The organism is Variovorax sp. J31P207 (assembly GCF_030316965.1).
In the GTDB taxonomy this organism is placed as follows: domain Bacteria; phylum Pseudomonadota; class Gammaproteobacteria; order Burkholderiales; family Burkholderiaceae_C; genus Variovorax; species Variovorax ginsengisoli_B.
The window spans coordinates 14,362-35,985 of the sequence record NZ_JASZYN010000013.1 but is presented as its reverse complement, the minus strand read 5'-3'; the positions used below and the strand labels follow the sequence as shown (position 1 = coordinate 35,985).

Annotated in this window: 20 protein-coding genes; 17 read left to right on the top strand and 3 right to left on the bottom strand. The window is 68.4% G+C overall.

Translation table 11 applies throughout. The features are described from left to right. Window positions 1-7: 7 nt before the first annotated feature. Together QTI68_RS31575 and QTI68_RS31570 are read right to left on the bottom strand one after the other, a co-directional pair. Window positions 8-298, bottom strand: coding sequence for a DUF1330 domain-containing protein (locus tag QTI68_RS31575; RefSeq protein WP_286527226.1), 291 nt, complete (start codon window positions 296-298; stop codon window positions 8-10). Window positions 299-360: 62 nt separating this feature from the next. Further along, on the bottom strand, window positions 361-1,086 hold the full coding sequence (locus QTI68_RS31570; protein WP_286527224.1) for an IclR family transcriptional regulator: 726 nt from the start codon (window positions 1,084-1,086) through the stop codon (window positions 361-363). Window positions 1,087-1,331: 245 nt separating this feature from the next. Here QTI68_RS31570 and QTI68_RS31565 point away from each other — a divergent pair, with 245 nt between their 5' ends. From QTI68_RS31565 to QTI68_RS31545, 5 genes are all read left to right on the top strand, one after another. Beyond that, window positions 1,332-2,891 carry an acetate--CoA ligase gene (locus QTI68_RS31565; protein WP_286527222.1) on the top strand — a complete coding sequence of 520 codons (1,560 nt, stop codon included), beginning with the start codon at window positions 1,332-1,334 and terminating at the stop codon, window positions 2,889-2,891. Window positions 2,892-2,929: 38 nt separating this feature from the next. After that, window positions 2,930-4,069 (top strand): FAS1-like dehydratase domain-containing protein, encoded by a 1,140-nt coding sequence (locus QTI68_RS31560; RefSeq protein ID WP_286527219.1) that lies wholly within the window; start codon window positions 2,930-2,932, stop codon window positions 4,067-4,069. A 78-nt stretch (window positions 4,070-4,147) separates the two neighbouring features. Continuing rightward, window positions 4,148-5,308, top strand: coding sequence for a CaiB/BaiF CoA transferase family protein (locus tag QTI68_RS31555; RefSeq protein ID WP_286527218.1), 1,161 nt, complete (start codon window positions 4,148-4,150; stop codon window positions 5,306-5,308). Window positions 5,309-5,350: 42 nt separating this feature from the next. Then, on the top strand, window positions 5,351-6,313 hold the full coding sequence (locus tag QTI68_RS31550) for a Bug family tripartite tricarboxylate transporter substrate binding protein (protein ID WP_286527215.1): 963 nt from the start codon (window positions 5,351-5,353) through the stop codon (window positions 6,311-6,313). 59 nt (window positions 6,314-6,372) lie between these two features. Further along, window positions 6,373-7,044: a TetR/AcrR family transcriptional regulator gene (locus tag QTI68_RS31545; RefSeq protein WP_286527212.1), complete on the top strand. Its 672-nt coding sequence runs from the start codon at window positions 6,373-6,375 to the stop codon at window positions 7,042-7,044. An 11-nt stretch (window positions 7,045-7,055) separates the two neighbouring features. On the opposite strand, the gene QTI68_RS31540 is transcribed toward QTI68_RS31545, so the two are convergent. Next, window positions 7,056-7,637, bottom strand: a complete 582-nt coding sequence (locus tag QTI68_RS31540; RefSeq protein WP_286527211.1) for a nuclear transport factor 2 family protein — start codon at window positions 7,635-7,637, stop codon at window positions 7,056-7,058. Window positions 7,638-7,720: 83 nt separating this feature from the next. Between QTI68_RS31540 and QTI68_RS31535 the strand changes: the two genes are divergently transcribed. Genes QTI68_RS31535 through QTI68_RS31480 form a run of 12 tightly spaced genes read left to right on the top strand, consistent with a single transcriptional unit; the run spans window position 7,721 to window position 21,619 of the window. Then, a complete protein-coding gene (locus QTI68_RS31535; RefSeq protein ID WP_286527210.1) occupies window positions 7,721-8,479 on the top strand; it encodes an SDR family NAD(P)-dependent oxidoreductase in 759 nt (252 codons plus the stop codon). A 15-nt stretch (window positions 8,480-8,494) separates the two neighbouring features. After that, entirely contained in the window at window positions 8,495-10,615 is a 2,121-nt protein-coding gene (locus tag QTI68_RS31530; protein ID WP_286527208.1) for an acetate--CoA ligase family protein, read from the top strand. Next, window positions 10,615-11,388: an enoyl-CoA hydratase/isomerase family protein gene (locus QTI68_RS31525; RefSeq protein ID WP_286527207.1), complete on the top strand. Its 774-nt coding sequence runs from the start codon at window positions 10,615-10,617 to the stop codon at window positions 11,386-11,388. Before QTI68_RS31530 ends, QTI68_RS31525 begins: the two co-directional genes overlap by 1 nt. Before the next feature lie 42 nt (window positions 11,389-11,430). Next, window positions 11,431-12,117 (top strand): TetR/AcrR family transcriptional regulator, encoded by a 687-nt coding sequence (locus tag QTI68_RS31520; protein WP_286527206.1) that lies wholly within the window; start codon window positions 11,431-11,433, stop codon window positions 12,115-12,117. 12 nt (window positions 12,118-12,129) lie between these two features. Then, window positions 12,130-13,155 carry a tripartite tricarboxylate transporter substrate binding protein gene (locus tag QTI68_RS31515; RefSeq protein WP_286527204.1) on the top strand — a complete coding sequence of 342 codons (1,026 nt, stop codon included), beginning with the start codon at window positions 12,130-12,132 and terminating at the stop codon, window positions 13,153-13,155. A gap of 4 nt (window positions 13,156-13,159) precedes the next feature. Further along, complete coding sequence (locus QTI68_RS31510) at window positions 13,160-13,924, top strand: SDR family NAD(P)-dependent oxidoreductase (RefSeq protein ID WP_286527203.1); 765 nt, start codon at window positions 13,160-13,162, stop codon at window positions 13,922-13,924. A gap of 24 nt (window positions 13,925-13,948) precedes the next feature. Continuing rightward, window positions 13,949-15,610 (top strand): 3-(methylthio)propionyl-CoA ligase, encoded by a 1,662-nt coding sequence (locus tag QTI68_RS31505; RefSeq protein ID WP_286527202.1) that lies wholly within the window; start codon window positions 13,949-13,951, stop codon window positions 15,608-15,610. 38 nt (window positions 15,611-15,648) lie between these two features. Continuing rightward, window positions 15,649-17,970 (top strand): acyl-CoA dehydrogenase family protein, encoded by a 2,322-nt coding sequence (locus QTI68_RS31500; protein ID WP_286527200.1) that lies wholly within the window; start codon window positions 15,649-15,651, stop codon window positions 17,968-17,970. A 42-nt stretch (window positions 17,971-18,012) separates the two neighbouring features. Beyond that, window positions 18,013-19,245: an ABC transporter substrate-binding protein gene (locus QTI68_RS31495; protein ID WP_286527198.1), complete on the top strand. Its 1,233-nt coding sequence runs from the start codon at window positions 18,013-18,015 to the stop codon at window positions 19,243-19,245. A gap of 19 nt (window positions 19,246-19,264) precedes the next feature. Further along, window positions 19,265-20,146: an SMP-30/gluconolactonase/LRE family protein gene (locus tag QTI68_RS31490; protein WP_286527196.1), complete on the top strand. Its 882-nt coding sequence runs from the start codon at window positions 19,265-19,267 to the stop codon at window positions 20,144-20,146. Continuing rightward, window positions 20,143-20,913: an ABC transporter ATP-binding protein gene (locus QTI68_RS31485; protein WP_286527194.1), complete on the top strand. Its 771-nt coding sequence runs from the start codon at window positions 20,143-20,145 to the stop codon at window positions 20,911-20,913. The genes QTI68_RS31490 and QTI68_RS31485 overlap by 4 nt, the downstream gene beginning before the upstream one ends. After that, the gene (locus QTI68_RS31480) at window positions 20,906-21,619 is read left to right on the top strand and encodes an ABC transporter ATP-binding protein (protein WP_286527192.1); all 714 of its coding nucleotides are present in this window, start codon (window positions 20,906-20,908) and stop codon (window positions 21,617-21,619) included. The genes QTI68_RS31485 and QTI68_RS31480 overlap by 8 nt, the downstream gene beginning before the upstream one ends. Window positions 21,620-21,624 lie beyond the last annotated feature (5 nt).

The following is a 21,624-nucleotide window of genomic DNA, read 5'->3' as shown; positions in this document are numbered from 1 at the left end:
CTCGCGCTCAGACCCCTTCGATGACCCGGAGATCGCGCTCGGCGCCATCGCCCAGGGCGGCCAGCGCGGCCTGGTAGGCGGGGCTGTCGTGGGTGGCCGTGGCCTGCTCGACGCTGTCGAACTCGATCAGCACGGTGCGTTGGGCGAGGCCGGCCTCGTAGACCTTGGCCGGCACGCCGCGTGCCAGAAAGCGCCCGCCGCCGTCGGTGATGGCGGGACCGGCGAGTTTGGCATAGGCCGCCAGTTTGTCTGCGTCCTTGACGGCACGGTACGCGCTGATCCAATAGGCTTTCGGCATGGTGATCTCTCTTGTTGCTGAGCCGGAAATATAGCTTGCGCCCCAAGTCCTCGCCAACGGAGTCACTGTGCCAGGGCGGCGGCTTCGACCTGCATGTCGACGGCGAGGGATCGCAAGGTCGATGCGGTCAACGTGTCCGCCAGGCCCAGCGCGGCCAGCGCGTGACCGATGCGGCGCTGCGAATCGAGGATCGGAACGGCCAGCACGGAAATGCCGTTGATGTAGTTGCCGCGATCGACCGCGAATCCCTTTTGCTCCACCGACTTCACTTCCTTCAGCCAGGTGTCGAACGAAGGAGGGTTCTCCCAGTTCAGTGACTTGAAGCTGCGGCGCAGCTCGCTGTCGCTCAAGCCGGAATAGTGAGCGACCAGTCTCCCGGTCGCGCTGGTGAGGGCGGGCACCCTGCTGCCGACTTCGACGTACAGGCGAAACGGCCCCTTCGATCGCGCCAGGGACAGCACCACGAGGTCGTCGAGGCCCGAGACCTTCATGCCGATGGTGGTGACGTTCCATCGCTCGGCGATCCGGTCGAGCGCGCTTTGAACGCGCACAGGGAACGGATTGTTCTCGACCACGCTGCGCGCGAGGGACAACACGCCGACATCCAGGCTGTACCGCTTGGTTCCCGGTTCGAGCTTGACCATTCCTTCGTCGACCAGAACGCGAAGGATGTGAAGGCAGGTGCTGGTGACCAGATCGAGTCCTTCCGAAATCGTCTTGAGCGTCATCGGCTCGGGGCTTCCCGCCAACAAACGAAGAATGGAAAGCGCGCGCGAGACGGCGGGCACGGGACGAACGCGAGGGCCCTTGGCGGACGGTGATGCGGGTGCTGCGACAGGCATGGAGAAGGGGCGGTTCACTGGGTTGGCGAAGCATACGACGCTTTGACTTGGCCTCCGTCGGCCGGCATCGACACGTCATGAGCAGTGCCCGAAGTCCTTTTCAAATTGTACATAGACAATTAATAGACGCTATTGACAATTAAAACGCAGACGCGCAAAGTCTCTCCATCAAGAGCAAACGAGAGACAGCGATGACGAAACTGACGCAATTCACTTCCTATGCGGATGCGCAATCGCGCTGCAGCAGCGCCGGCCTGTGGGCGCTTTTCGACGGCGACGCCGAGCGCATGAACATCGCGCACGAGTGCATCGATCGTCATGTCGATGGAGACAACGCGGCCGTGGTCCTCGTTCGGGCCGACGGCGAGGACCAGACTCTGAGCTTCCGGCAGATCTCCGAAGCTTCGTCCCGCTTCGCCCACTTCCTCGTCGAGCAGGGAATCCAGCCGGGCGATCGCGTGGCGGTGATGCTCGAGCCGTCGCTGGCGTTCTACGCCGCCATCTTCGGCGCGATGAAGGCGGGCGCCATCGCGGTCCCGCTGTTCACGCTGTTCGGCCCGGACGGCATCCGTCTGCGGGTGCAGGACTGCCAGCCGAAGCTGCTCGTGACGAACCTCGAGAAGGCGGAAGTCGTGGCCGGGTTCGAGGGCCTGCGCGTAACGGTCGCCGACGATGCCCTCATCGCATCGCTCGATCGCTTCCCGTCGCGCTTCGACACCAGCACCCGAGCCGACGATCTCGCCATCTTCCAGTACACCTCAGGCACCACCAGGGAGCTCCCGGATGCCGTCAAGCACACGCACCGGGCGATCGTCACGCTGATGCTCGCGGCGCTCTACGGGACCGGCGTGCGCCCGGGTGACCGCTTCATGTGTCCGTCGTCGCCGGCCTGGGGGCACGGCCTCTGGCACGGAACGCTGGCCCCGCTGGCCATGGGGGTGACGATCGGCGCCTATGCAGGCAGATTCAGCGGCGAGCGGCTGCTGCAGGCCCTGGAGGCGCATCGGTTCAACAACCTGTCGGCGGCGGCGACCCACTACCGGATGATGCGCAACTCGGGTGCCGCGTCGAAGCATCGCTACGTGCTCGACAAGCTGTCGTTCACCGGAGAGCCGATCGACAGCGAGACCGCCGCGTTCATCGAGACCACCTTCGGCCACAAGGCCTGCAGCATGTACGGCACGACCGAGATCGGCGTCTGCCTGGTGTCCTATCCCGGCGCGCCGGACTTCCCCGTCAAGTCGGGATCGCTCGGCAAGCCGATTCCGGGCCTTCGGGTCGAAGTGCACGACATCGACGGCCATCCCTGCGCACCCGGTGTCGTCGGCGAGCTGAAGCTGTGGCGCCGCGGCGAATGGGTCGCCACCAAGGACCTCGGCCGGGTCGACGCCGACGGCTACTTCTGGCATGGCGGGCGGGCCGACGACGTGATCATCTCGGCCGGCTGGACGATCGGTGCGGTGGAGGTCGAGGACGCGATCCTCAAGCACCCCGACGTCAAGGAAGCCGCCGCCATCGGCGTGCCCGACGCGCTGCGCGGACTGGTCGTGAAGGCCTTCGTCGTCTCGGACCGCCCCGCCGGCGAGACATTCATCGAGGAGATCCAGGACGCGGTTCGCACGCGCCTGAGCCAGCACGAGTACCCGCGGCAAGTGGCGTTCGTCGCCGAACTGCCAAAGACCCCCGCCGGAAAGATCCACCGGAAGAAGCTGCGCGAGCAAGAGGCCGCCGCCGCTTCGACCCATTCGTAATCCACCCCCTCAGACCCTTTCAATCAACAGGAGACGGCATGTCCACCACCACCGAAAGAAGCTTCCCGAAGATCACCGACAACGGCCTCGACGAATTGCGCGAGCGCATCGGCCAGAAGATCGGCGCCACCGCCGAGCCGTGGTGCTACGAGGCGACACGCGACAACATCCGGCACTACGCGCACGGCATCGGCGACGACAATCCCCTGTGGTGCGACCCGGACTACGCGGCGAAGACGAAGTACGCCGGCCTCATCGCCCTGCCGAGCTTCCTGTTCTCCACCAGCCGGATCGTTTCCGGCTATGTCGGCGGCCTGCCGGGTGTTCATGCCATGTGGTCGGGCGCCGACTGGGAATGGCACAAGCCGGTCCACCGCAACGACACCATCCGGACCGAGGCCTACCTGAAGGACCTGGTCGAGCACCAGACCCGCTTCGCCGGCCGCGCCGTCCAGCAGACCTACCACGTCGACTTCTTCAACCAGGAAGGCGACAAGGTGGCCGAGGCCGACAGCTGGTGCTTCCGCACCGAGCGCGACCATGCCCGCGAGCAAGGCAGCAAGTACAAGGAGGTGCGGGCCCGGGCGCCGCGCCGCTACACGACCGAGGAAATCCAGGAGGCGTACAAGCTCTACGCCAAGGAAGAAGTGCGCGGCGCCACGCCCCGCTACTGGGAAGACGTGAAGGAAGGGGAGGCGCTGCCGGTGATGTTCAAGGGCCCGATGACCGTGACCGGATTCATCGCCTATGCGCAGGGTTGGGGTGGCCTGTACATCCGCGCCAACAAGCTGGCGTGGAAGCTCATCGACGCCCACCCCGGCGTCGGCATCACCAACCGCTTCGGCATCCCGGACGTGCCGGAACGCGTTCACTGGGAAGAGGACTTCGCGCTCGAGGTCGGTGCCCCCGGCGCCTACGACTACGGTCCGGAGCGCACGTCGTGGCTCACCCATCACCTGACCAACTGGATGGGCGACGACGGCTTCCTGCGTAAGGCGCACTGCAAGATCCGCCGCCACAACCCCGAAGGCGACATGCTGTTCATCAAGGGTTTCGTGAAGCGCAAGTTCATCGAGAACGGGCGCCACCTGGTGGAGATCTCCCAGGAGGCCCACAACCAGGACGACGAGCTGTCGGTGATCGGCTCGGGCGTCGTCGAACTGCCGACGCGCGGTTGAGTCGCCTCGCCCCCTTGCCGGGGGCGAAGGCCAGGTGGCAAACCGGCATCGCCTCGGGCGTTGCCTCTCGGATCAGCTATGCCAAATACTCCAGAGCGAAGTGCCAACGGGCGCGGGGCGCTAGCCGGGCTGCGGGTGATCGACCTGTCCAGGGTGCTGGCCGGGCCCTTGTGCACCCAGATGCTTGCCGACCATGGCGCCGACGTGATCAAGGTCGAGCCGCCGTCGGGCGACGAGACGCGGACGCTCGGGCCGCCGTTCAACGACGACGGCGACGCGGCCTACTTCACGGCGGTCAATCGAGGCAAGCGCGGCATCGCGCTGAACCTCGCAGTCCCGCAGGGCCGGGAGACGCTGATGCGTCTTCTCGAAGGGGCCGACGTGCTGGTCGAGAACTTCGTTCCCGGCACGATGCAACGTTGGGGGCTGGATTTCGAGGACGAGCTGAAGCCGCGTTTTCCCGGTTTGATCTATTGCTCGATTTCCGGCTTCGGCGCGGACGGGCCGCTGGGCGGCCTGCCAGGCTACGACGCGGTGCTGCAAGCCATGTGCGGCCTCATGAGCATCAATGGGGAGCCCTCGTCCGGCCCGACCCGGATGGGCATTCCGATCGTCGATCACCTGACGGGCTATACCGCGCTGACCGGCATCCTGCTCGCCCTGCATCACCGCGACCGGACCGGCCTCGGGCAACGCGTCGAAGCGACGCTGTTCGATTCGGCATTGAGCTTGCTGGTGCCCCATGCGGCCAACTGGATGCACTCGGACCAGGTGCCCGGCCTGCTGGGAAGCGCGCATCCGAACATCGCGCCCTACGACAAGTTTCATTGCCAGGACGGATTGGTTTTTCTCGGCATCGTCAATGACCGGCAGTTCGCCAAGTTCTGCGCCGTGATGGCGCTTCCGGCGCTCGCGAGCGACCCGCGTTTCGCGGTCAATGCCGCGCGCCTCGAACATCGCGACGCGTTGCGGCAGCAGATCGAGGCGGCGCTGTCCGGGTGGAAACGGGAAACCCTGTGCAGCGCCCTGATGCGGGTGGGTGTTCCGGTCGGGCCGGTGCACACGGTGCCCGAAGCGTTCGCGCAGGCCCATGCGTCGCATCGGGGCATGAGCGTGAGCAGCGACGGCTACCGGGGCATCGGTGTCCCGGTGCGCCTGTCGCGAACACCGGGCCGGCCGGGTCGGCCTCCGCCGCGCCTGGACCAGCATGCCCGAGAGCTTCTCGGCGAAGCGCCCTGAACAACGGCAATCGCACCTATAACGAGCAACGGAGACAAAGTCATGAATCGGATCCTCAGCCTCTTGATCGCGCTGGTCGCGCTCTGGACCTCTTCCATCGTCTCGGCGCAAAGCTATCCCACCAAGCCGATCCGCGTCATCGTTCCCTACCAGGCAGGGCAGGGGACGGATGTCGCGACCCGGTACCTGGCCGAGCATCTGGGCCGCGCGCTGGGCCAAGCCCTGGTGATCGAAAACCGCGCGGGCGCCGGAGGCAACATCGGGGCCGCCGAGGTGGCGCGCGCTGCGCCCGACGGCTATACGCTGCTCATGGGAACCAACGGAACCCATGTGCTGAACCAGTTCCTCTATCCGTCGATGCCCTTCGACCCGGAGAAGGACTTCGAGCCGGTGGCGCTGGTCAGCACCTTTCCGATGGTGATCCTGGCCAACCCGAATGCGCCCTACAAGACCATGGCCGACCTGCTGGCGGACGCCAAGGCGCGGCCCGACGTCGTCAACGTCGGCCTGCCCAGCACGACCTCGCGGCTGGTGCTGGAACTGATCCAGAAGCAGAGCGGCATCGTCATGCGCTCCGTCCCCTACAAAGGTTCAGGCACCTCGATGACCGATCTCATGGGCGGACAGGTGCTGGTCGCCATCGATACTGCGAGCGCGGCGCGACCCTTTGTCGCGAGCGGCAAGTTGAAGGCGCTGGCTGTGACTTCGCTCAAGGACTCGGCCCTTCTGCCGGGTACGCCACCGGCGGCCGGCGAGGGGCTGGAGGGCTTCCAGGTGATCGCCTGGAACGGCCTCTATGCGCCCCACGGAACACCCGCCGCCATCATCCAGAAGCTGAATGCGGAAATCGCCAAGATCCTGGCGCTGCCCGAAGCGCGTCAGCGTCTGCTCGAACTCGGCCACGAAGCCGCCGGCGGAACGCCCGACAACCTCGCGCGTTTCGCCCGCACCGAGCGGGACAAGTGGGGGCCACTCGTCAAGAGTGCCGGCATGAAGCTGGAGTAGGCTAGGGTGAACACGCCCAAGGCCATGAAGTATATTCACGGCCATCAAAGAGGGCATGGATGGCAACCGACAGAGCAGCACGGACGAAGGCGGGCGCAAGCGCCACGGTCGAGGACCGCCCGACCCAGCTGATCGAGATCGCATCCCGCCTCTTCGCCACCCATGGCTACGCCGGCACCTCGCTGCGCGACATCGCCGAGCAAGCGCACATCACCAAGGCCGCGCTCTACTATCACTTCCCGAACAAGGAAGCGCTCTACGAGCAGATCGTCGTCGACAACCTCCAGGCGCTCATCGATCGCGTGAGCGACGCGGTCGAGCGGGCCGAAGGCGCGACCGAGCAGGTGCGCGCCTTCATGCTGACCGCGGCGGATGTCTTCGCGGAAGCGCCCGACGCCTGGATCGCCGGGTCCAATGTCTTCTGGTCCAGCATGGGTCCACAAATCCGCGAAGCCGCGGTCGGCCGCCGCGACCGGTTCGAGAAGCTCCTGCGTGCCTGCATCGCCAGAGGCGTGGCCTCGGGCGAGTTTCGCGAACTCGACGCGGCGACGGCGGGGCGCTTGCTGCTGTCGACGCTCAATCAGATGACGCGATGGATCAAGCCCGACGGGCGGCTGAAGCCGCGCCAGGTGATCGAGCAGTATCTCGACATCATCCTGGTCGGGATGAATGCGCCGGGCGCGGCCAAGGGCGCGAAGGCCGCGGGCCGTCGCGCGGCGCCGAAACCCTGAGCCGCGCTTCTTCAGAGATTTCTCGCTGACCCGGGGTCGTCCTGGCTCGTTGGCTGCTGTATTGCAGCCAGCAGCGCATGGACCGGATCGTCGCCCCGCACCCCACCGATCGGCTGCCGCGGACCGAAGCGCTCCGCCTCGGTGCCCTCGGGCGTGCCCAGCGGCCGTACCCAGTCGTACACCACCGTGCGCTGCGCGATGCGCCATTCCTCGCCGCGCTTCTCGAAGCGGTCGAGGTAGCGGCCGGCCAGGAAGACCTCGCGCGCGATGCCTTGCGCGTCGCGGTCGCGCTGCAGGGCCGTGAAGTAGGTCTCCACCGCGGCTTGCATGCCGCGCAGGGTGATCGACAGGTTGGCGACGATGTGTACCGAACGCTCGCCCTGGGTGCGCAACTTCTCCAAAGCCCAGTCGACGAATCCCGTGGCGCTGCCCTGGTAGGGCCCGTGGCGGTCGGTCGCGTCTGGCCAATAGGCACTGCGCAGGGCAGCTTCGTCCTGGCGGTCGATGCCGCGGCAATAGCGAAACATGCACTCGCGGATGGCCTCGCGGTCCATCAGCTCGACCACGCTGGCGTTCATCTCGTTACGGTCCATAGGGTATCTCCTAGTCAAAAACGCTTTATCCACTTACTAACCGGCCGGTAGAATTTTCTGCAAATAGAGCACGGAAGACAAGCATGGCTTTACGCATGGAAGGCAAGGTGGCCCTGGTGACAGGCGGCGCACAAGGCATCGGACGAGCGATCTGCGAGCGATTCGCCGCCGAAGGCGCGATCGTCGCGGTGCTCGACATCAAGGCCGAGAACGCCGAGCGCGCGGCGCAGGCGATCCGCGCGCAAGGCGGGCAGGCCGTGGCCTGTGCCGGCAACGTGGCCGAGCGGGCCACCTTCGAATCGGCGGTCGCCATGCTCGAGCGCAACCACGGCCGGCTCGACGTGCTGGTCAACAACGCCATCTGGGTGCGCTATGGCCCGATCGACGCGATCACGCCCGAGGTGCTCGATCGCATGGTCGCGACCGGCTTCAAGTCGGTGGTCTGGGGCACGCAGGTCGCCGCCGGCCTGATGGCCAAGGGCCGTGGCGGCTCCATCATCAACATTGCCTCGGCGGCCGGCTTCCTCGGCATGCCCAACGGACTGATCTACTGCGGCGTCAAGGCCGGCGTGCTGGGCCTGACCCGGGCCTCTGCGGTCGAACTCGGACCGAAGAAGATCCGCGTCAACGCCATCGCGCCCGGCACCATCATGACCGAGGGCGTGAGCATCAACGTCGACGAAGCCGGCATGGCGAAGCGCATCGCGCGCACGCCCGTGGGCCGCCTCGGCCAGGTCGAGGACATCGCGAACGCCGCGGTGTTCCTGGCGGGCGACGACAGCGGCTTCATGACTGGCGAATCGATGCTGATCGACGGCGGCGTGACGCACGCGTTTCTCTGAACCGACGTCACTCTCATGCATTCGCTCCATCCGCTTTTCTTCCCGTCGTCGGTGGCCATCATCGGCGCGTCGTCCGACCCCGAGCGCATCGGCGGGCGGCCGCTTCGCTTCCTGGTCGAGGCGGGCTTCGCCGGCGCGCTGTACCCGGTCAACCGCAGCGGCGCCGCCGAGATCCAGGGCCTGCCCGCCTTCGCCAGCCTGGCCGACGTGCCCGGCGCGGTGGAGCACGCCATCGTCGCGGTGCCCGTGCCGGGCGTCGAGGCCGCATTGCAGGACTGCGCCCGCAAGGGCGTGAAGGTGGTCCAGGTCTTTACCGCGGGCTTCGCGGAGGCCGATGCGGCGGGCGCCGAATTGCAGGCCCGGCTGGTGCGCATCTGCAAGGAAGCGGGCATGCGCATGGTCGGCCCGAATGCGCTCGGGCTGCTCAATCCTTCGGCCAAGTTCTACGCCACCTTCTCCACCGCGCTGAACGGCCTGCGGCCCAATCCGGGCGTGATCGGCATGGCCACGCAGAGCGGTGCCTTCGGCTCGGCCGCGTACGGCATGGCGACCTTGCGCGGCATCGGGCTCAGCCGCGTGATCGCGACCGGCAACGAGGCCGACGTCGACGTGGCGGAATGCATCGACTACCTGGCCGACGACGCCGACACGCGCGTGATCTGCGCCGCGCTGGAGGCCTGCAAGGACGGTGCCCGGCTGCGCGCGGCGCTGCGCAAGGCGGCCGCCGCCGGCAAGCCGGTGGTCATCATGAAGATCGGCCGGACCGAGGTCGGCGCCGCCGCCGCCGCGACGCACACGGGCTCGCTGGCAGGCAACGACGCGATCTACGACGCCGTGTTCGCCGAATGCGGCGCGCACCGCGCGGCTTCGATCGAGGAGATGCTCGACATCGCGCACCTGTGCGCCGTCACCGGCCAGCTGCCGGCCAACGAGCGCATCGGCATCATGACCGGCTCGGGCGGCATCGGCATCCTGATGGCGGACGACGCGTCCGAGCTCGGCATGGTGCTGCCGCCGCTCACCACCGGCTCGGCCGACGCCCTGCGCGAGCTGCTGCCCTTCGCGGTGCCGGCCAACCCCTACGACACCACCGCGCAGGTCACCGCGGTGCCCGACGGCGTGGCCCGCGTGCTCGATGCGATGCTGTTGCCCGGCTCGCCTTTCGGCACCCTGTTCGCCTACCTGGCACACGTCGGCCTGTCGCCGTCGCGTTTCGCATCGACCGAGCAGCGGATGATCGAGATCCGGGCGGCGCATCCGGACCGGCCGCTGGTGCTGGTGATGCTGTCCGAGCAGGGCGTGACCGAGCGGCTCGAGGCCGCGGGCGTTGCGGTCTTCGCCGATCCATCCCGCGCGGTGCGCGCGGTCGCCGGTGCGGCGCGGATGGCCAGACTGCGGCGCGAGATGCGAAGCGACAGCCCCGCCGCCAGCGGCTCCGAGCCCCTGCCGCAGGCCGCGACCGAGGCCGAAGCCAAGGCGCTGCTCGGCGCGGCCGGCATCCCCGTGCTGCCCGAGCAGACCTGCACCAGCGCCGCGTCGGCCGCGCGCGCCGCGGACGGCATGGGCTACCCGGTGGTCGCGAAGATCGTCTCCGCCGACATTCCGCACAAGACCGAGGTCGGCGGCGTGCTCGTGGGCCTGGCGGACGCCGGCGCGGTGGCTGCCGCCTACGACACGCTGATGGCCCGTGCGGCCGAGCGCGCGCCGCAGGCCCGCATCGATGGCGTCTTGATCGCGCCGATGGTGCGCGGCGGCGTGGAGACCATCATCGGCGTCCACATGGATCCGGTGTTCGGGCCAATGGTCATGTTCGGCCTCGGCGGCACGGCCGTCGAGCTGTTCAAGGACGTGGCCTTCGCCTCCGCGCCGCTCACGCCCGCGCAGGCGATGTCGCTGGTCGACGCGGTGCGTTCGTCGGCCCTGTTGAAGGGCTGGCGCGGCGGCCCGGCCTGCGACACGCGAGCCCTGGCCGATGCGCTCAGCCGGCTGTCGGAATTCGCGCTGCGCCATGCCGACCACCTGGCCGGCATCGACATCAACCCCTTCGTCGTCAAGCCCCAGGGGGGCGTGTGCCTGGATGCCCTGATCTCCATGCGCCAAGCCCCCGTCAACCCCAACCCGAAAGAACACGCATGATGGACCTCAAGACACTCACCCTGACGATCGAGGACGGCATCGCCGTCGTCACGCTGAACCGCCCGCCGGTCAATGCACAGAACGCCGAGATGCGGGCGGAGATCACGGAGGTGTTCGACACGCTCAGCGATATGGACGAGGTCGCCGCCATCGTGCTGACTGGCAGCGGCAAGCTGTTCTCGGCCGGCGCCGACATCCGCGAGCGGCCCAACCTGGCGGCCACGCCGGGTGCCTATGGCCGCCACAACCGGCTGGTGCGCGAGTCCTACTACGCGGTGGTCGAATGTTCCAAGCCCGTGATCGCCGCCATCAACGGCGCCGCGCTCGGCGCCGGCTTCGGCCTGGTGATGGGGTCCGACATCTGGGTCGCCTCGGAGGACGCCTACGTGTCGATGCCCGAGATCAACGTCGGCCTGGCCGGCGGCGTCACCTTCCTGCAGAAGTTCTTCAGCCAGTCGCGCGCGCGCCGCATGTTCTATACGGGCATGCAGGTGTCGGCGCAGGAGCTGTACCGGCTCGGCCTGGTCGAAGCCTGCCTGCCGGCGGCCGAGCTGATGCCCTATGCGATGGGCATTGCGCGCGAGATCGCATCCAAGAGCCCGATCGCGGTGCGGCTGGCCAAGGAAGCCGCGCGCATGACCTTGACGATGCCGCCGCGCGACGCCTACCGCTACGAGCAGGGCAACACGGTGGCGCTGTCGAAGACCGAAGACACCAAGGAAGCGCAGCGCGCCTTCTTCGAGAAGCGCAAGCCGGTCTTCACCGGACGCTGAGCCAGGCGCGTCGTCCGCATTCCACCGTCCGTTCGCATCGCCATGTCCCAACGCCGAACCGCTTCATCGCCAGCCGCCCGCGCGGCGGCGGCCGATGCACCGGACACGCGCGAGAACCAGCTGCTGGCCATCGCGCGCCGCCTGTTCGCGCGCGACGGCTACGAGCGCACCTCGATGCGGGACATCGCGGAAGTCGCAGACATCACCAAGGCCGCGCTCTACTATTACTTCCCCAACAAGGAAGCGCTGTACGAGCGGGTGGTGCTGGAGTCGATGCAGTCCCTGGTGGACGACGTGTCCGCCGCCGTGGCCGCCGCGGACTCGCCGACGGCGCGCATCCGCGCCTTCATGCAATCCTCGGCGGACGTGTTCGACCTGGCGCGCGATCGGTGGATCGCCGGTTCCCGGGCCTTCCGGGAAGGCGGCAGGGGAGGGCAGCACCTGGCCGCGATCGCGCTGCGCGACCGCTACGAGAACCTGTTGCGGCAGTGCATCACGGAGGGCATCGCCAGCGGCGAGGTGCGCGCCATCGATCCCGCCATCGCGGGCCGCTTTCTTCTGTCCGGCCTGAACCAGATGACCAACTGGCACCGGCCCGATGGCCGCCTGGGCGTCACCGAGGTGATGCGGCAGTTCCTGGACATGGCGCTGCACGGCTTGCTCGCCGAAGCGCGTCCGGCGGACACGGCAGCCGCCCGGCCGCGCGCGGCCCGCTCAGCCAAGGTCTGAACCATGAGAACCATGCTTTCCACCTTTTTCGCTTTTCTCACTGACCGGCCGGCAAGTCATTTTTGGAGAAGGGCTGCGGCGACAGCACTGTGGGCAGTCGCCGCGCTGGCCGCGCTGCCGGCGGCTGCGCAGACCCCGCCGTTTCCCGGGGGGCCCGTCACGCTGATCGTGCCCTATGCGGCGGGCGGCCTCACCGACAACCTGGCCCGCGCCCTGGGCCAGCGCCTCGCCGAGCGCTGGGGCCAGCCGGTGATCGTGGACAACCGCGCGGGCGGCGGCACGGTCATCGGCACGGCGGCCGCGGCCCGTGCGCCGGCGGACGGCCGGACCCTGCTGGTGACCAGCTTCGGCTTCACCACCAACCCGTTCATGATGGCCAACCTGCCCTACAAGCAGAGCGCGCTGGAGCCGCTGGCGATGATCGCCGTCGCGCCCGCCATCCTGTTCGTGCATCCCTCGGTACCGGCCGACGACGTGCCGTCGCTGGTGAAGTACATCAGGACCTCGGGCAAGCCCTTCAGCTTCGCTTCGTCGGGCAACGGCTCGAGCCCGCACATCGGTGCCGAACTGTTCGCCTCGCAGATCGGGGTCCCCATCGTCCACGTGCCGTACAAGGGCAACGGCCCGGGCCTGAACGACCTGATCGGCGGCCAGGTGCAGGGCATGTTCGATTCGAAGGCGGCGCTGGCCTTCGTCAAGGCCGGCAAGCTCAAGGCGCTCGGCATCAGTTCGCTGAAGCCGTCGACCCTGGCACCCGATCTCAAGCCGATCGCGCAATCGGGCGTGCCCGAGCTGGCCAACTTCGCGACCGCGAGCTGGTTCGGCGTGCTGGTGCCCGAGGGCACGCCGAAGCCGATCCAGAGCCGGCTCCATGCCGACATCCGGGCGGTGCTCGACACGCCGGACATGCGCGAGGCCATCGACCGCGCGGGCGTCGAGCCGCTGCCCATGACCCAGGCCGAATTCGCCGCCTACCTGAAGTCGGAGGCGGAACGCTGGGGCCCGGTGATCCGGGACAAGAACATCAAGGCGGATTGAGACCATGCAAGCACACGCACCCCTGGCGCTCGCCGACCTGCAGGTCGAGGGCCGCCTCGCCGGCCGGCGCATCCTCGTCACCGGCGCAGCCTCCGGCATCGGCCGCTCGGTGGCGGAACTCTTCCTGCGCGCCGGAGCGCGGGTCGCGGCGCTGGACCGGCAGCGGCCGGAGGGCCTGCCGGGCGAGGCGCTCTGCCTCGAAGCCGACGTGACCGACCCCGACGCCATCGAACGCGCGGTGGCCCAGGCCGCCGAAGCCTTCGGTGGCCTCGACGGTCTGGTCAACGCCGCGGGCATCGCCAACACCGACTGGGCCGACCAGGTGAGCCTGGCGGACTGGAAGCGCGTGCTGGAGGTGAACCTCACCGGCAGCTTCATCGTCTGCCGCGCCTGCCTGCCGCACTTGCGCGAGGCCGGCGCCGGCACCATCGTCAACTTCGCGTCGGGCCAGGGCCTGGCGCCCTTCAAGCAGCGCAGCGCCTACGCGGCCTCGAAGGCCGGCGTGATCTCGCTCACCCGTTCGCTCGCGATGGAATGGGCACCGCAAGTGCGCGTCAACACCGTCTGCCCCGGTGCGGTCGACACGCCCATGGTGCGCGGCGGCTACAGCCCCGAGGAACTGCGCGAGCAGGTCGGCCCGCGCTACGCGCTGGGCCGAATCGGCGAGCCGCACGAGATCGCGCTGGCCGCGCTCTACCTGAGCAGCGCCGAATCCTCCTTCGTCACCGGCATCGTGCTGGCGGTCGACGGCGGGCGCAGCTACCACTGAACCGGATCGGACCAAGGAGACTTCATGAACGGCCTGATGCAACAGCATCCCCTGCTGCTGTCCGGACTCATCGACCATGCCGCGGCCTTCCACGGCGACCGCGAGATCGTCAGCCACATGCCGGACGGCAGCACCCACCGCAGCAACTGGCGCGAGGTGCAGCAGCGCGCGAAGCGCCTGGCCAATGCGCTGGCGCATCTGGGTGTGGGCGCGGGCGACCGGGTCGCCACGCTGGCCTGGAACACGCACCGCCACCTGGAGCTGTACTTTGGCGTTTCGGGCATGCAGGCCATCCTGCACACGGTCAACCCGCGGCTTTTTCCGGAGCAGATCGCCTACATCGTCGACCATGCCGAGGACGGCTATGTCTTCTTCGACCTCAGCTTCGCGGCGACCCTGGCCGAGCTGGCGCCTCAGCTGGGCCGCGTGAAGGGCTTCGTCGCGCTCTGCGAGCGTTCGCAGATGCCGGACGTGAAGCTGCCCAACCTGCTTTGCTACGAGGAACTGCTGGCCGACGCGTCGCCGGATCTCGAATGGCCGGTGTTCGACGAGAACACCGCCTCGTCGCTCTGCTACACCTCGGGCACCACCGGCAACCCGAAGGGCGTGCTGTACAGCCACCGCTCGACGGTGCTGCATTCCTTCACCGCCTGCGCGGCCGACGGCCTGGCCATTTCGGCGCGCGACAGCGTGCTGCTGGTGGTGCCGCTGTTCCATGTCAACGCCTGGGGCGTGCCCTATGCAGGCGCGATGTGCGGCGCCAAGCTGGTGCTGCCCGGCCCCCATCTGTCGGGCGAGAACATCTATCGCCTGCTGCGCGAGGAGCGCTGCAATTTCTCGCTGGGCGTGCCCACCGTATGGCTGGGCCTGTTCGACTACATCGAGCGCAACCGCGCCGCGCTCGACCTGTCGGAGATAGCGCTCGAACGGCTGATCGTCGGCGGCTCGGCGGCGCCGCGCGCCATGATCCAGAAGTTCGAGGAGCTCTTCGGCGCCTACGTGATCCATGCCTGGGGCATGTCCGAGACCAGCCCGCTCGCGACCATCGGCACCTTGCTCGACAAGCACCGCGAGCTGGCGCTCGCGCAGCGCTACGACGTGCAGGCCAAGCAGGGCCGCGCCATCTACGGCGTGCAGATCGAGATCTTCGGCGAGGACGGCCGGCCGCTGCCGCACGACGGCAAGGCCTTCGGCGACCTGAAGGCGCGCGGGCCCTGGGTCGCTTCGGGCTACTACCGCGGCGACGGCGACGCCACCGATGCCGCGGGCTGGTTCCCGACCGGCGACGTCGCCACGCTCGACCCCGACGGCTTCGTGCAGATCACCGACCGCTCCAAGGACGTCATCAAGTCCGGCGGCGAATGGATCTCGTCCATCGACCTCGAGAACGCGGCCGTGGCGCATCCCCACGTGCAGGAGGCCGCCGTGATCGGCGTGGCCCACTCGCGCTGGCAGGAGCGCCCGCTGCTCCTGATCGTGCCCAAGACCGACACGCAGCCGACGCGCGAGGACATCCTGGCCTTCATGTCCGGCAAGGTCGCCAAGTGGTGGATGCCCGACGACGTGGTCTTCGTGGACGCGCTGCCGCATACCGCCACGGGCAAGCTGCAGAAGCTCAAGTTGCGCGAACAGTTCAGATCTCACCAGCTTCCGACGGACGTGGCCGCGAGCGGCCCGGCCGAATGAGGCGCGCGACGTTCGCGCAGCACCAAGGCTCCCAACCCATGACCCATCTCGACGAAACCCAGACGATGCTGCGCGACAGCGTGCAGGCATTCCATGAAAGACACCCGGCCCCGGCGCGCGTGCGGCGCCTGCGCGACCAGGCCATTCCCTTCGACCGCAGCGTCTGGCGCGAGATGACCGAGGCGGGCTGGAGCGGCGTGCTGGTCCCCGAGTCGCTCGGCGGCCACGGCCTGGGCGCGGCGGAGGCGATGCTGATCGCCAGCGAACTGGGGCGCGGCCTGGCGCCGGAGCCCTATGTCGCCTGTGGCTTGATGGTGGTGCAGGCGCTGGTGCCGCTCGCCACCGGCTCGGCGCCCGCCCGTGCGCTGCTCGAACAGGTGCTGGACGGCCGGACGCTGACGGCGCTGGCCTGGCAGGAAGCCGCCGGCGCGCTGGACATCAACGATGTCCGGATGCGCGCCGTCCGCAGCGGCGAGGGCTGGCGGCTGGAAGGCGCGACCAAGTGCTTCGTGCCGCTGGCCGACGCTGCCGACGGCTTCCTCGTCTACGCGCTGGAGGACGGCATCCCGGCGCTGTTCTGGATCACGCAGCCCGCCGCGATCCGCACGACCCGCACCGTCGACGGACTCGACTTCGGCGAAGTGGAGGTCGAGGGCCTCGCGCTTGCGGCCGACGCCCGGCTCGCAAGCGGCCCGGCGGTGCGCGACTCGGTCGCGCAGGCGATCGAGCTGGCCCGGCTGGCCAGCGCCTTCGAACTCGTCGGCGTGGCCGAGCGGGCGCTGGAAGCCACGGTGGCCTATACCTCGCAGCGGGTCCAGTTCGGCAAGCCCATCGCGTCGTTCCAGGCGCTGCAGCACCGCATGGTCGACATGTGGATGCACTGCCAGCTGGCGCGCGCCTCGGCCGAGAACGCATTGCTGGACTGGGCGCGCCCGGCCGACGAGTCCACGCGCATTCAGTCGGTCCGCGCGGCGCGCGCTCGCGCCGGCGCCACGGCGCTGGGGGTCGCGAAGACCGCGATCCAGCTCCACGGCGGCATGGGCATCGCCGATGAAACCGACATCGGCCTGTGCCTGAAGCGGGCGCTGGCGCTGTCGGCCTGGCTCGGCAATCCGCTCTGGCAGCGCGCCCGGTTCCTGGACCAGCTGATGAAGAGCGGCCGCGTGCGCCAGTCCGACAACTCGCCCCTGGTGGTGCCTGAAGGCGTCGACGTGGCCGAGCTGCCCGACGACGAGTTCCGTCGCGTGCTGGCGACCTGGATCGCCGCCAACTACCCGCCCGAGAAGCGCTTCATGAAAAAGCGCGCCTACTACGCCGACATCGCCGACTGGTACCAGGCGCTGTCGAAGAAGGGCTGGCTCGCGCCCGCCTGGCCCAAGACCGCCGGCGGCATGGGCCTGTCGGCGACCAAGCAGGTGATCTACGCCGAGGAGATCGCACGCCACGGCTGCGCGCGCATTCCGGATCACGGCCTCGCCATCGGCAAGCTGCTGCTGATGCACGGCACGCCGGCCCAGATCGATTACCACCTGCCGCGGGTGCTGAGCGGCGAGATCATGTGGTGCCAGGGGTACTCCGAACCGAACGCGGGCTCCGACCTGGCCAGCCTGCGCACGCGGGCCGAGCGCGACGGCGATGTCCTGGTCGTCAACGGCCAGAAGACCTGGACCACCCTGGGTCCGGGGGCCGACTGGATGTTCGCGCTGGTGCGCACCAGCAAGGTCGACGGCGCCAAGCAGCGCGGCATCACCTTCCTGCTGATCGACCTGAAGTCACCCGGCGTGAAGGTGCGGCCCATCGTCAACCTCAAGGGCGAGGGCGAGTTCAGCGAAGTCTTCTTCGACAACGTCCGAGTGCCCATTTCGAACGTCGTGGGCCGCATCGACGACGGCTGGAGCGTTGCCAACTCGTTCCTGCGCGAGGAGCGCATCTTCTTCGGCACGCCGCGCCAGTGCGAATATGCGCTGGCCCAGCTCGACCGGCTGGCCGAGGCGACGAATGCACTCGCCGCGGGCGACTTCCGCGACCGCTATGCGCAGCTGGTGCTCGACGTGCGCGATCTCAAGGCCGCGTTCGAGCTTTTCATGGGGCGGCTGCGCGGCGGCGAAGAGCTCGGTCCCGAAGTGTCCTACCTCAAGGTCTGGGGCACCGAGACCTACCAGCGCATCACGGACGAACTGGTGCAGCTCGCGGGCGACCACGGCGGCCAGGTCGACGACGTGGTCATCGGCGGCATCGCGGCCGACGTGATGAACCAGTACCTGGACTCGCGCATGCCCGCCATCTTCGGTGGCTCGAACGAGATCCAGCGCAACATCCTCGCCAAGCAGATCCTGGCGCTGCCTTCGGGCCGCGCCTGACACCCGGCCAAGCCTTCACCAACGACAGCAGGAGACACAGAAATGAACAACTTTCGGCACTCCATCGCGGCCTTGCGCGCCGTGCTCGCCACGGCCGGGCTGGCCGCGATCGCCGGCCTGGCCCAGGCCCAGATCTCGGACGACGTGGTTCGCATCGGCCTCATGGGCGACCTGAGCGGCCCGTATTCCGGCAACGGCGGACCCGGCTCCGTGCTTGCCGCCAAGATGGCCATCGAGGACTTCGGCGGCAAGGTCAACGGCAAGCCGGTCGAGCTGCTGACCATGGACGACCAGAACAAGCCCGACGTCGGGCTGAACGCCGCGCGCAAGTGGCTGGAGGCCGACAAGGTGGACGCGATCGTCGGCGGCTCGGCCTCGTCGATCGCACTGGGCGTGCAGACCCTGATGAAGGAGAAGCAGAAGCCCTACCTGATCGCGGGCACCGTCACCTCCGACCTCACCGGCAAGGCCTGCTCGCCGATGGCCTTCCAGTTCCTGGTCGACACCTATTCGCTGCCCAAGGCCGGCGTGCAGACGCTGATCGACAAGGGCATCAAGACCTTCTTCTTCGTGACCGTGGACTACGCCTTCGGCGCGGCGTTGCAGACCGAGGCCACGCGCTTCATCGAACAGGCCGGCGGCAAGGTGGTGGGCTCGGTCAAGCATCCGCTGGGCACCACCGACTTCTCCTCGTACCTGCTGCAGGCGCAGTCGAGCGGCGCCAAGGCGATCGTGATCCTGAACGCGGGGCTCGACCTGTCGAACTCCCTCAAGCAGGCGGCCGAGTTCCGCATCACCAAGGGTGGCCAGAGCGTGAGCGTGTTCGGCATGACGATCAACAGCGTCGCCGCGATGGGCCTGGAGACCGCGCAGGGCCTGAACATCACCGTGCCCTTCTACTGGGACCGGGACGAAGCCTCGCGGGCCTGGAGCAAGCGCTTCATGGAACGCAACAATGGCGTGGTGCCGACCTACATCATGGCCGGCGTCTACAGCGCCGTGACCCACTACCTGAAGGGCGTGCAGGCGGCGGGCAGCGACGCCGGCCCGGCGGTGGTCGAGAAGATGAAGGCCACGCCGGTGAACGACTTCATGTCCAAGGACGTGAAGATCCGCGAGGACGGCCAGGTGATGCGCCCGGTCTATCCGGTCGAGGTGAAGAGCCCCGCGCAGTCCAAGGGCAAGAACGACTTCTACACGGTGGGCGCCGCGATCCCGGCCGAGAAGGTGTTCCGTCCGCTGTCCGAAGGCGGCTGCGATTTCGTCAAGAAGTGAGCACGAGCGGGGGGGCCACATGAGCGTACGACAAGAGATCATCGGCGACACGCGCGACCGGCTGGGCGAGTGCCCGCTGTGGGATGCGCGCGACCAGTCGCTGTACTGGGTCGATTCCAAGGCCAGGCTGGTGCGACGCATGTCGCAAGGCCGGTACAGCGAGTGGCGCACGCCGAGCGACGTCGGATCGATCGCGCTCACGTGCAGCGGCCGGCTGGTGCTGGCGCTCGAGGACGGCTTCCACCTGATGGACCTGTCGACGGGCGGCGTGCGGCGGCTGGCGGAGGTACGGCACAAAGGCCCGGCCATGCGCATGAACGACGGCCGCACCGACCGCCAGGGCCGCTTCGTCGCCGGCTCGATGGTGATGGGCCGGCACGACACCGATAGTGGCTACTACCGGCTGGAGACCGACGGCAGCGTGACGCCGCTGTTCGACGGCATCGCGCTGGCCAATGCCACCTGCTTCAGTCCCGACGGCCGCCGGCTCTATCACGCCGACAGCCTGAGCGGCAATGTCAGCGTGGTCGACTACGACCCGGACACCGGGGCGGTCGGACCGCGCCGCACGCTCTTCAGCACCCAGGCGCACGGGTCGGCGCCCGACGGCGCCACGGTGGATGCCGAGGGCTGCCTGTGGATTGCGCTGGTGCAGTGCGGCAAGCTCGGCCGCTTCCAGCCCGACGGCCAGCTGCTGACGCTGCTCGACGTGCCGACGCCGTTCCCGACCTGCCCCTGCTTCGGCGGGCCGGACCTGGATGTGCTGTATCTCACCAGCATCCGCAACACCGGCAACCTGCTGCGCAGCGACCATCCGGATGCGGGCGCGCTGTTCGCCTTCCACGGACTGGGCGTGCGCGGCCTGCCGGAGGTGCTGTTCGACGACCGGAGCCTGGCGTGACGAACCCGGCACACGCGACCGACTGCATCCTTCGCACCGAAGGGCTCAGCAAGGAGTTCCTCGGCTTCCATGCCGTGAAGAACGTGTCGCTGAACATCCGGCGCCACAGCATCCATGCCCTGATCGGGCCCAATGGCGCCGGCAAGACCACCTGCTTCAACCTGCTGACCACCTTCATCCCGGCCAGCGCCGGACGCATCTACTACAACGGGCGCGACATCACGAAGAGCGACCCGGCCAGCGTGGCGATCGGCGGCATGGTGCGTTCCTTCCAGATCTCGGCGGTTTTCGGACAGATGAGCGTGCTGGACAACGTGCGCGTGGCGCTGCAGCGCAAGGCCGGCGGCACCTTCGCCTTCTGGCGCAGTGCGCGAGTGCTGGAGCGCCATACCGGGCGCGCGCGCGAACTGCTGGCCGCGGTCAACCTCGAGCCCTACGCGGACCTTTGCGCCGCCGACCTGTCGTATGGTCGGAAGCGCGCGCTGGAGCTGGCCACCACCTTGGCGCTGGAGCCCGAGCTGATCCTGCTCGACGAGCCGATCGCCGGCCTCGGCCACGAGGACATCGGGCCGGTGACGCGCTTGATCGCGCAGGTGGCCCGGGACCGCACGGTGCTGATGGTGGAACACAACATGAAAGTCGTGGCCGAGCTGTGCGACCGCATCACCGTGCTGCAGGCCGGCGAGGTGCTGGCAGAAGGCAGCTACGACGAAGTCTCGAACGACGCGCGTGTGCGCGAAGCCTACGTGGGAGGCGCCCATGCCTGAACAGAACGTGCCCTGCCTGGAGGTACGCGGCCTCACCGGCTTCTACGGCGAGACGCAGGCGCTGCACGGCATCGACTTCGTGGTGCAGCCGGGGGAGGCCGTGTGCTTGCTCGGGCGCAACGGCGCCGGCAAGACCACCACGCTGCGCGCGGTGGTGGGCCTGCTCGCGAAGCGCCGGGGCCACATCGCGATCGACGGCCGCCCCACCCAGGGCATGGCACCCGAGGACATCGCCCGCCTGGGCGTTGCCTACTGTCCCGAGGAGCGCGGCATCTTCGCCAGCCTGGACGTGGAGGAGAACCTGCTGCTGCCCCCGGTGCTGATGCCCGGCGGCATGACGATCGACGAGATCTACACGCTGTTCCCCAACCTCAAGCTGCGCCGCAAGAGCCCCGGCACGCGGCTCTCGGGCGGCGAGCAGCAGATGCTGGCGATCGCCCGCATCCTGCGCACCGGCGCCAAGCTGCTGCTGCTGGACGAACCCACCGAAGGCCTGGCGCCGGTGATCATCGAGAAGATCGGCGAGGCCATCGGCATCCTGCGCCAGCGCGGCTTCACGATCCTGATGGTGGAGCAGAACTTCCGATTCGCCTCGGGTGTCGGCGACCGCTTCTACGTGATCGAGGAGGGCAGGGTCGCCGAGCACTTCGACCGCCAGACCCTGGCCACCGACCACGCGCGCATCGAGGCGCTGCTGGGCGTCTGACGCGA

Bases quoted from the DNA above. Each gene is read 5' to 3' on its own strand.
- QTI68_RS31560 (WP_286527219.1), top strand. From the start codon at position 2,930: ATGTCCACCACCACCGAAAGAAGCTTCCCGAAGATCACCGACAACGGC.
- QTI68_RS31515 (WP_286527204.1), top strand. From the start codon at position 12,130: ATGCTTTCCACCTTTTTCGCTTTTCTCACTGACCGGCCGGCAAGTCAT.
- QTI68_RS31535 (WP_286527210.1), top strand. From the start codon at position 7,721: ATGGCTTTACGCATGGAAGGCAAGGTGGCCCTGGTGACAGGCGGCGCA.
- QTI68_RS31505 (WP_286527202.1), top strand. From the start codon at position 13,949: ATGAACGGCCTGATGCAACAGCATCCCCTGCTGCTGTCCGGACTCATC.
- QTI68_RS31510 (WP_286527203.1), top strand. From the start codon at position 13,160: ATGCAAGCACACGCACCCCTGGCGCTCGCCGACCTGCAGGTCGAGGGC.
- QTI68_RS31575 (WP_286527226.1), bottom strand. From the start codon at position 298: ATGCCGAAAGCCTATTGGATCAGCGCGTACCGTGCCGTCAAGGACGCA.
- QTI68_RS31550 (WP_286527215.1), top strand. From the start codon at position 5,351: ATGAATCGGATCCTCAGCCTCTTGATCGCGCTGGTCGCGCTCTGGACC.
- QTI68_RS31525 (WP_286527207.1), top strand. From the start codon at position 10,615: ATGGACCTCAAGACACTCACCCTGACGATCGAGGACGGCATCGCCGTC.
- QTI68_RS31555 (WP_286527218.1), top strand. From the start codon at position 4,148: ATGCCAAATACTCCAGAGCGAAGTGCCAACGGGCGCGGGGCGCTAGCC.
- QTI68_RS31545 (WP_286527212.1), top strand. From the start codon at position 6,373: ATGGCAACCGACAGAGCAGCACGGACGAAGGCGGGCGCAAGCGCCACG.
- QTI68_RS31480 (WP_286527192.1), top strand. From the start codon at position 20,906: ATGCCTGAACAGAACGTGCCCTGCCTGGAGGTACGCGGCCTCACCGGC.
- QTI68_RS31500 (WP_286527200.1), top strand. From the start codon at position 15,649: ATGACCCATCTCGACGAAACCCAGACGATGCTGCGCGACAGCGTGCAG.
- QTI68_RS31495 (WP_286527198.1), top strand. From the start codon at position 18,013: ATGAACAACTTTCGGCACTCCATCGCGGCCTTGCGCGCCGTGCTCGCC.
- QTI68_RS31565 (WP_286527222.1), top strand. From the start codon at position 1,332: ATGACGAAACTGACGCAATTCACTTCCTATGCGGATGCGCAATCGCGC.
- QTI68_RS31540 (WP_286527211.1), bottom strand. From the start codon at position 7,637: ATGGACCGTAACGAGATGAACGCCAGCGTGGTCGAGCTGATGGACCGC.
- QTI68_RS31520 (WP_286527206.1), top strand. From the start codon at position 11,431: ATGTCCCAACGCCGAACCGCTTCATCGCCAGCCGCCCGCGCGGCGGCG.
- QTI68_RS31490 (WP_286527196.1), top strand. From the start codon at position 19,265: ATGAGCGTACGACAAGAGATCATCGGCGACACGCGCGACCGGCTGGGC.
- QTI68_RS31530 (WP_286527208.1), top strand. From the start codon at position 8,495: ATGCATTCGCTCCATCCGCTTTTCTTCCCGTCGTCGGTGGCCATCATC.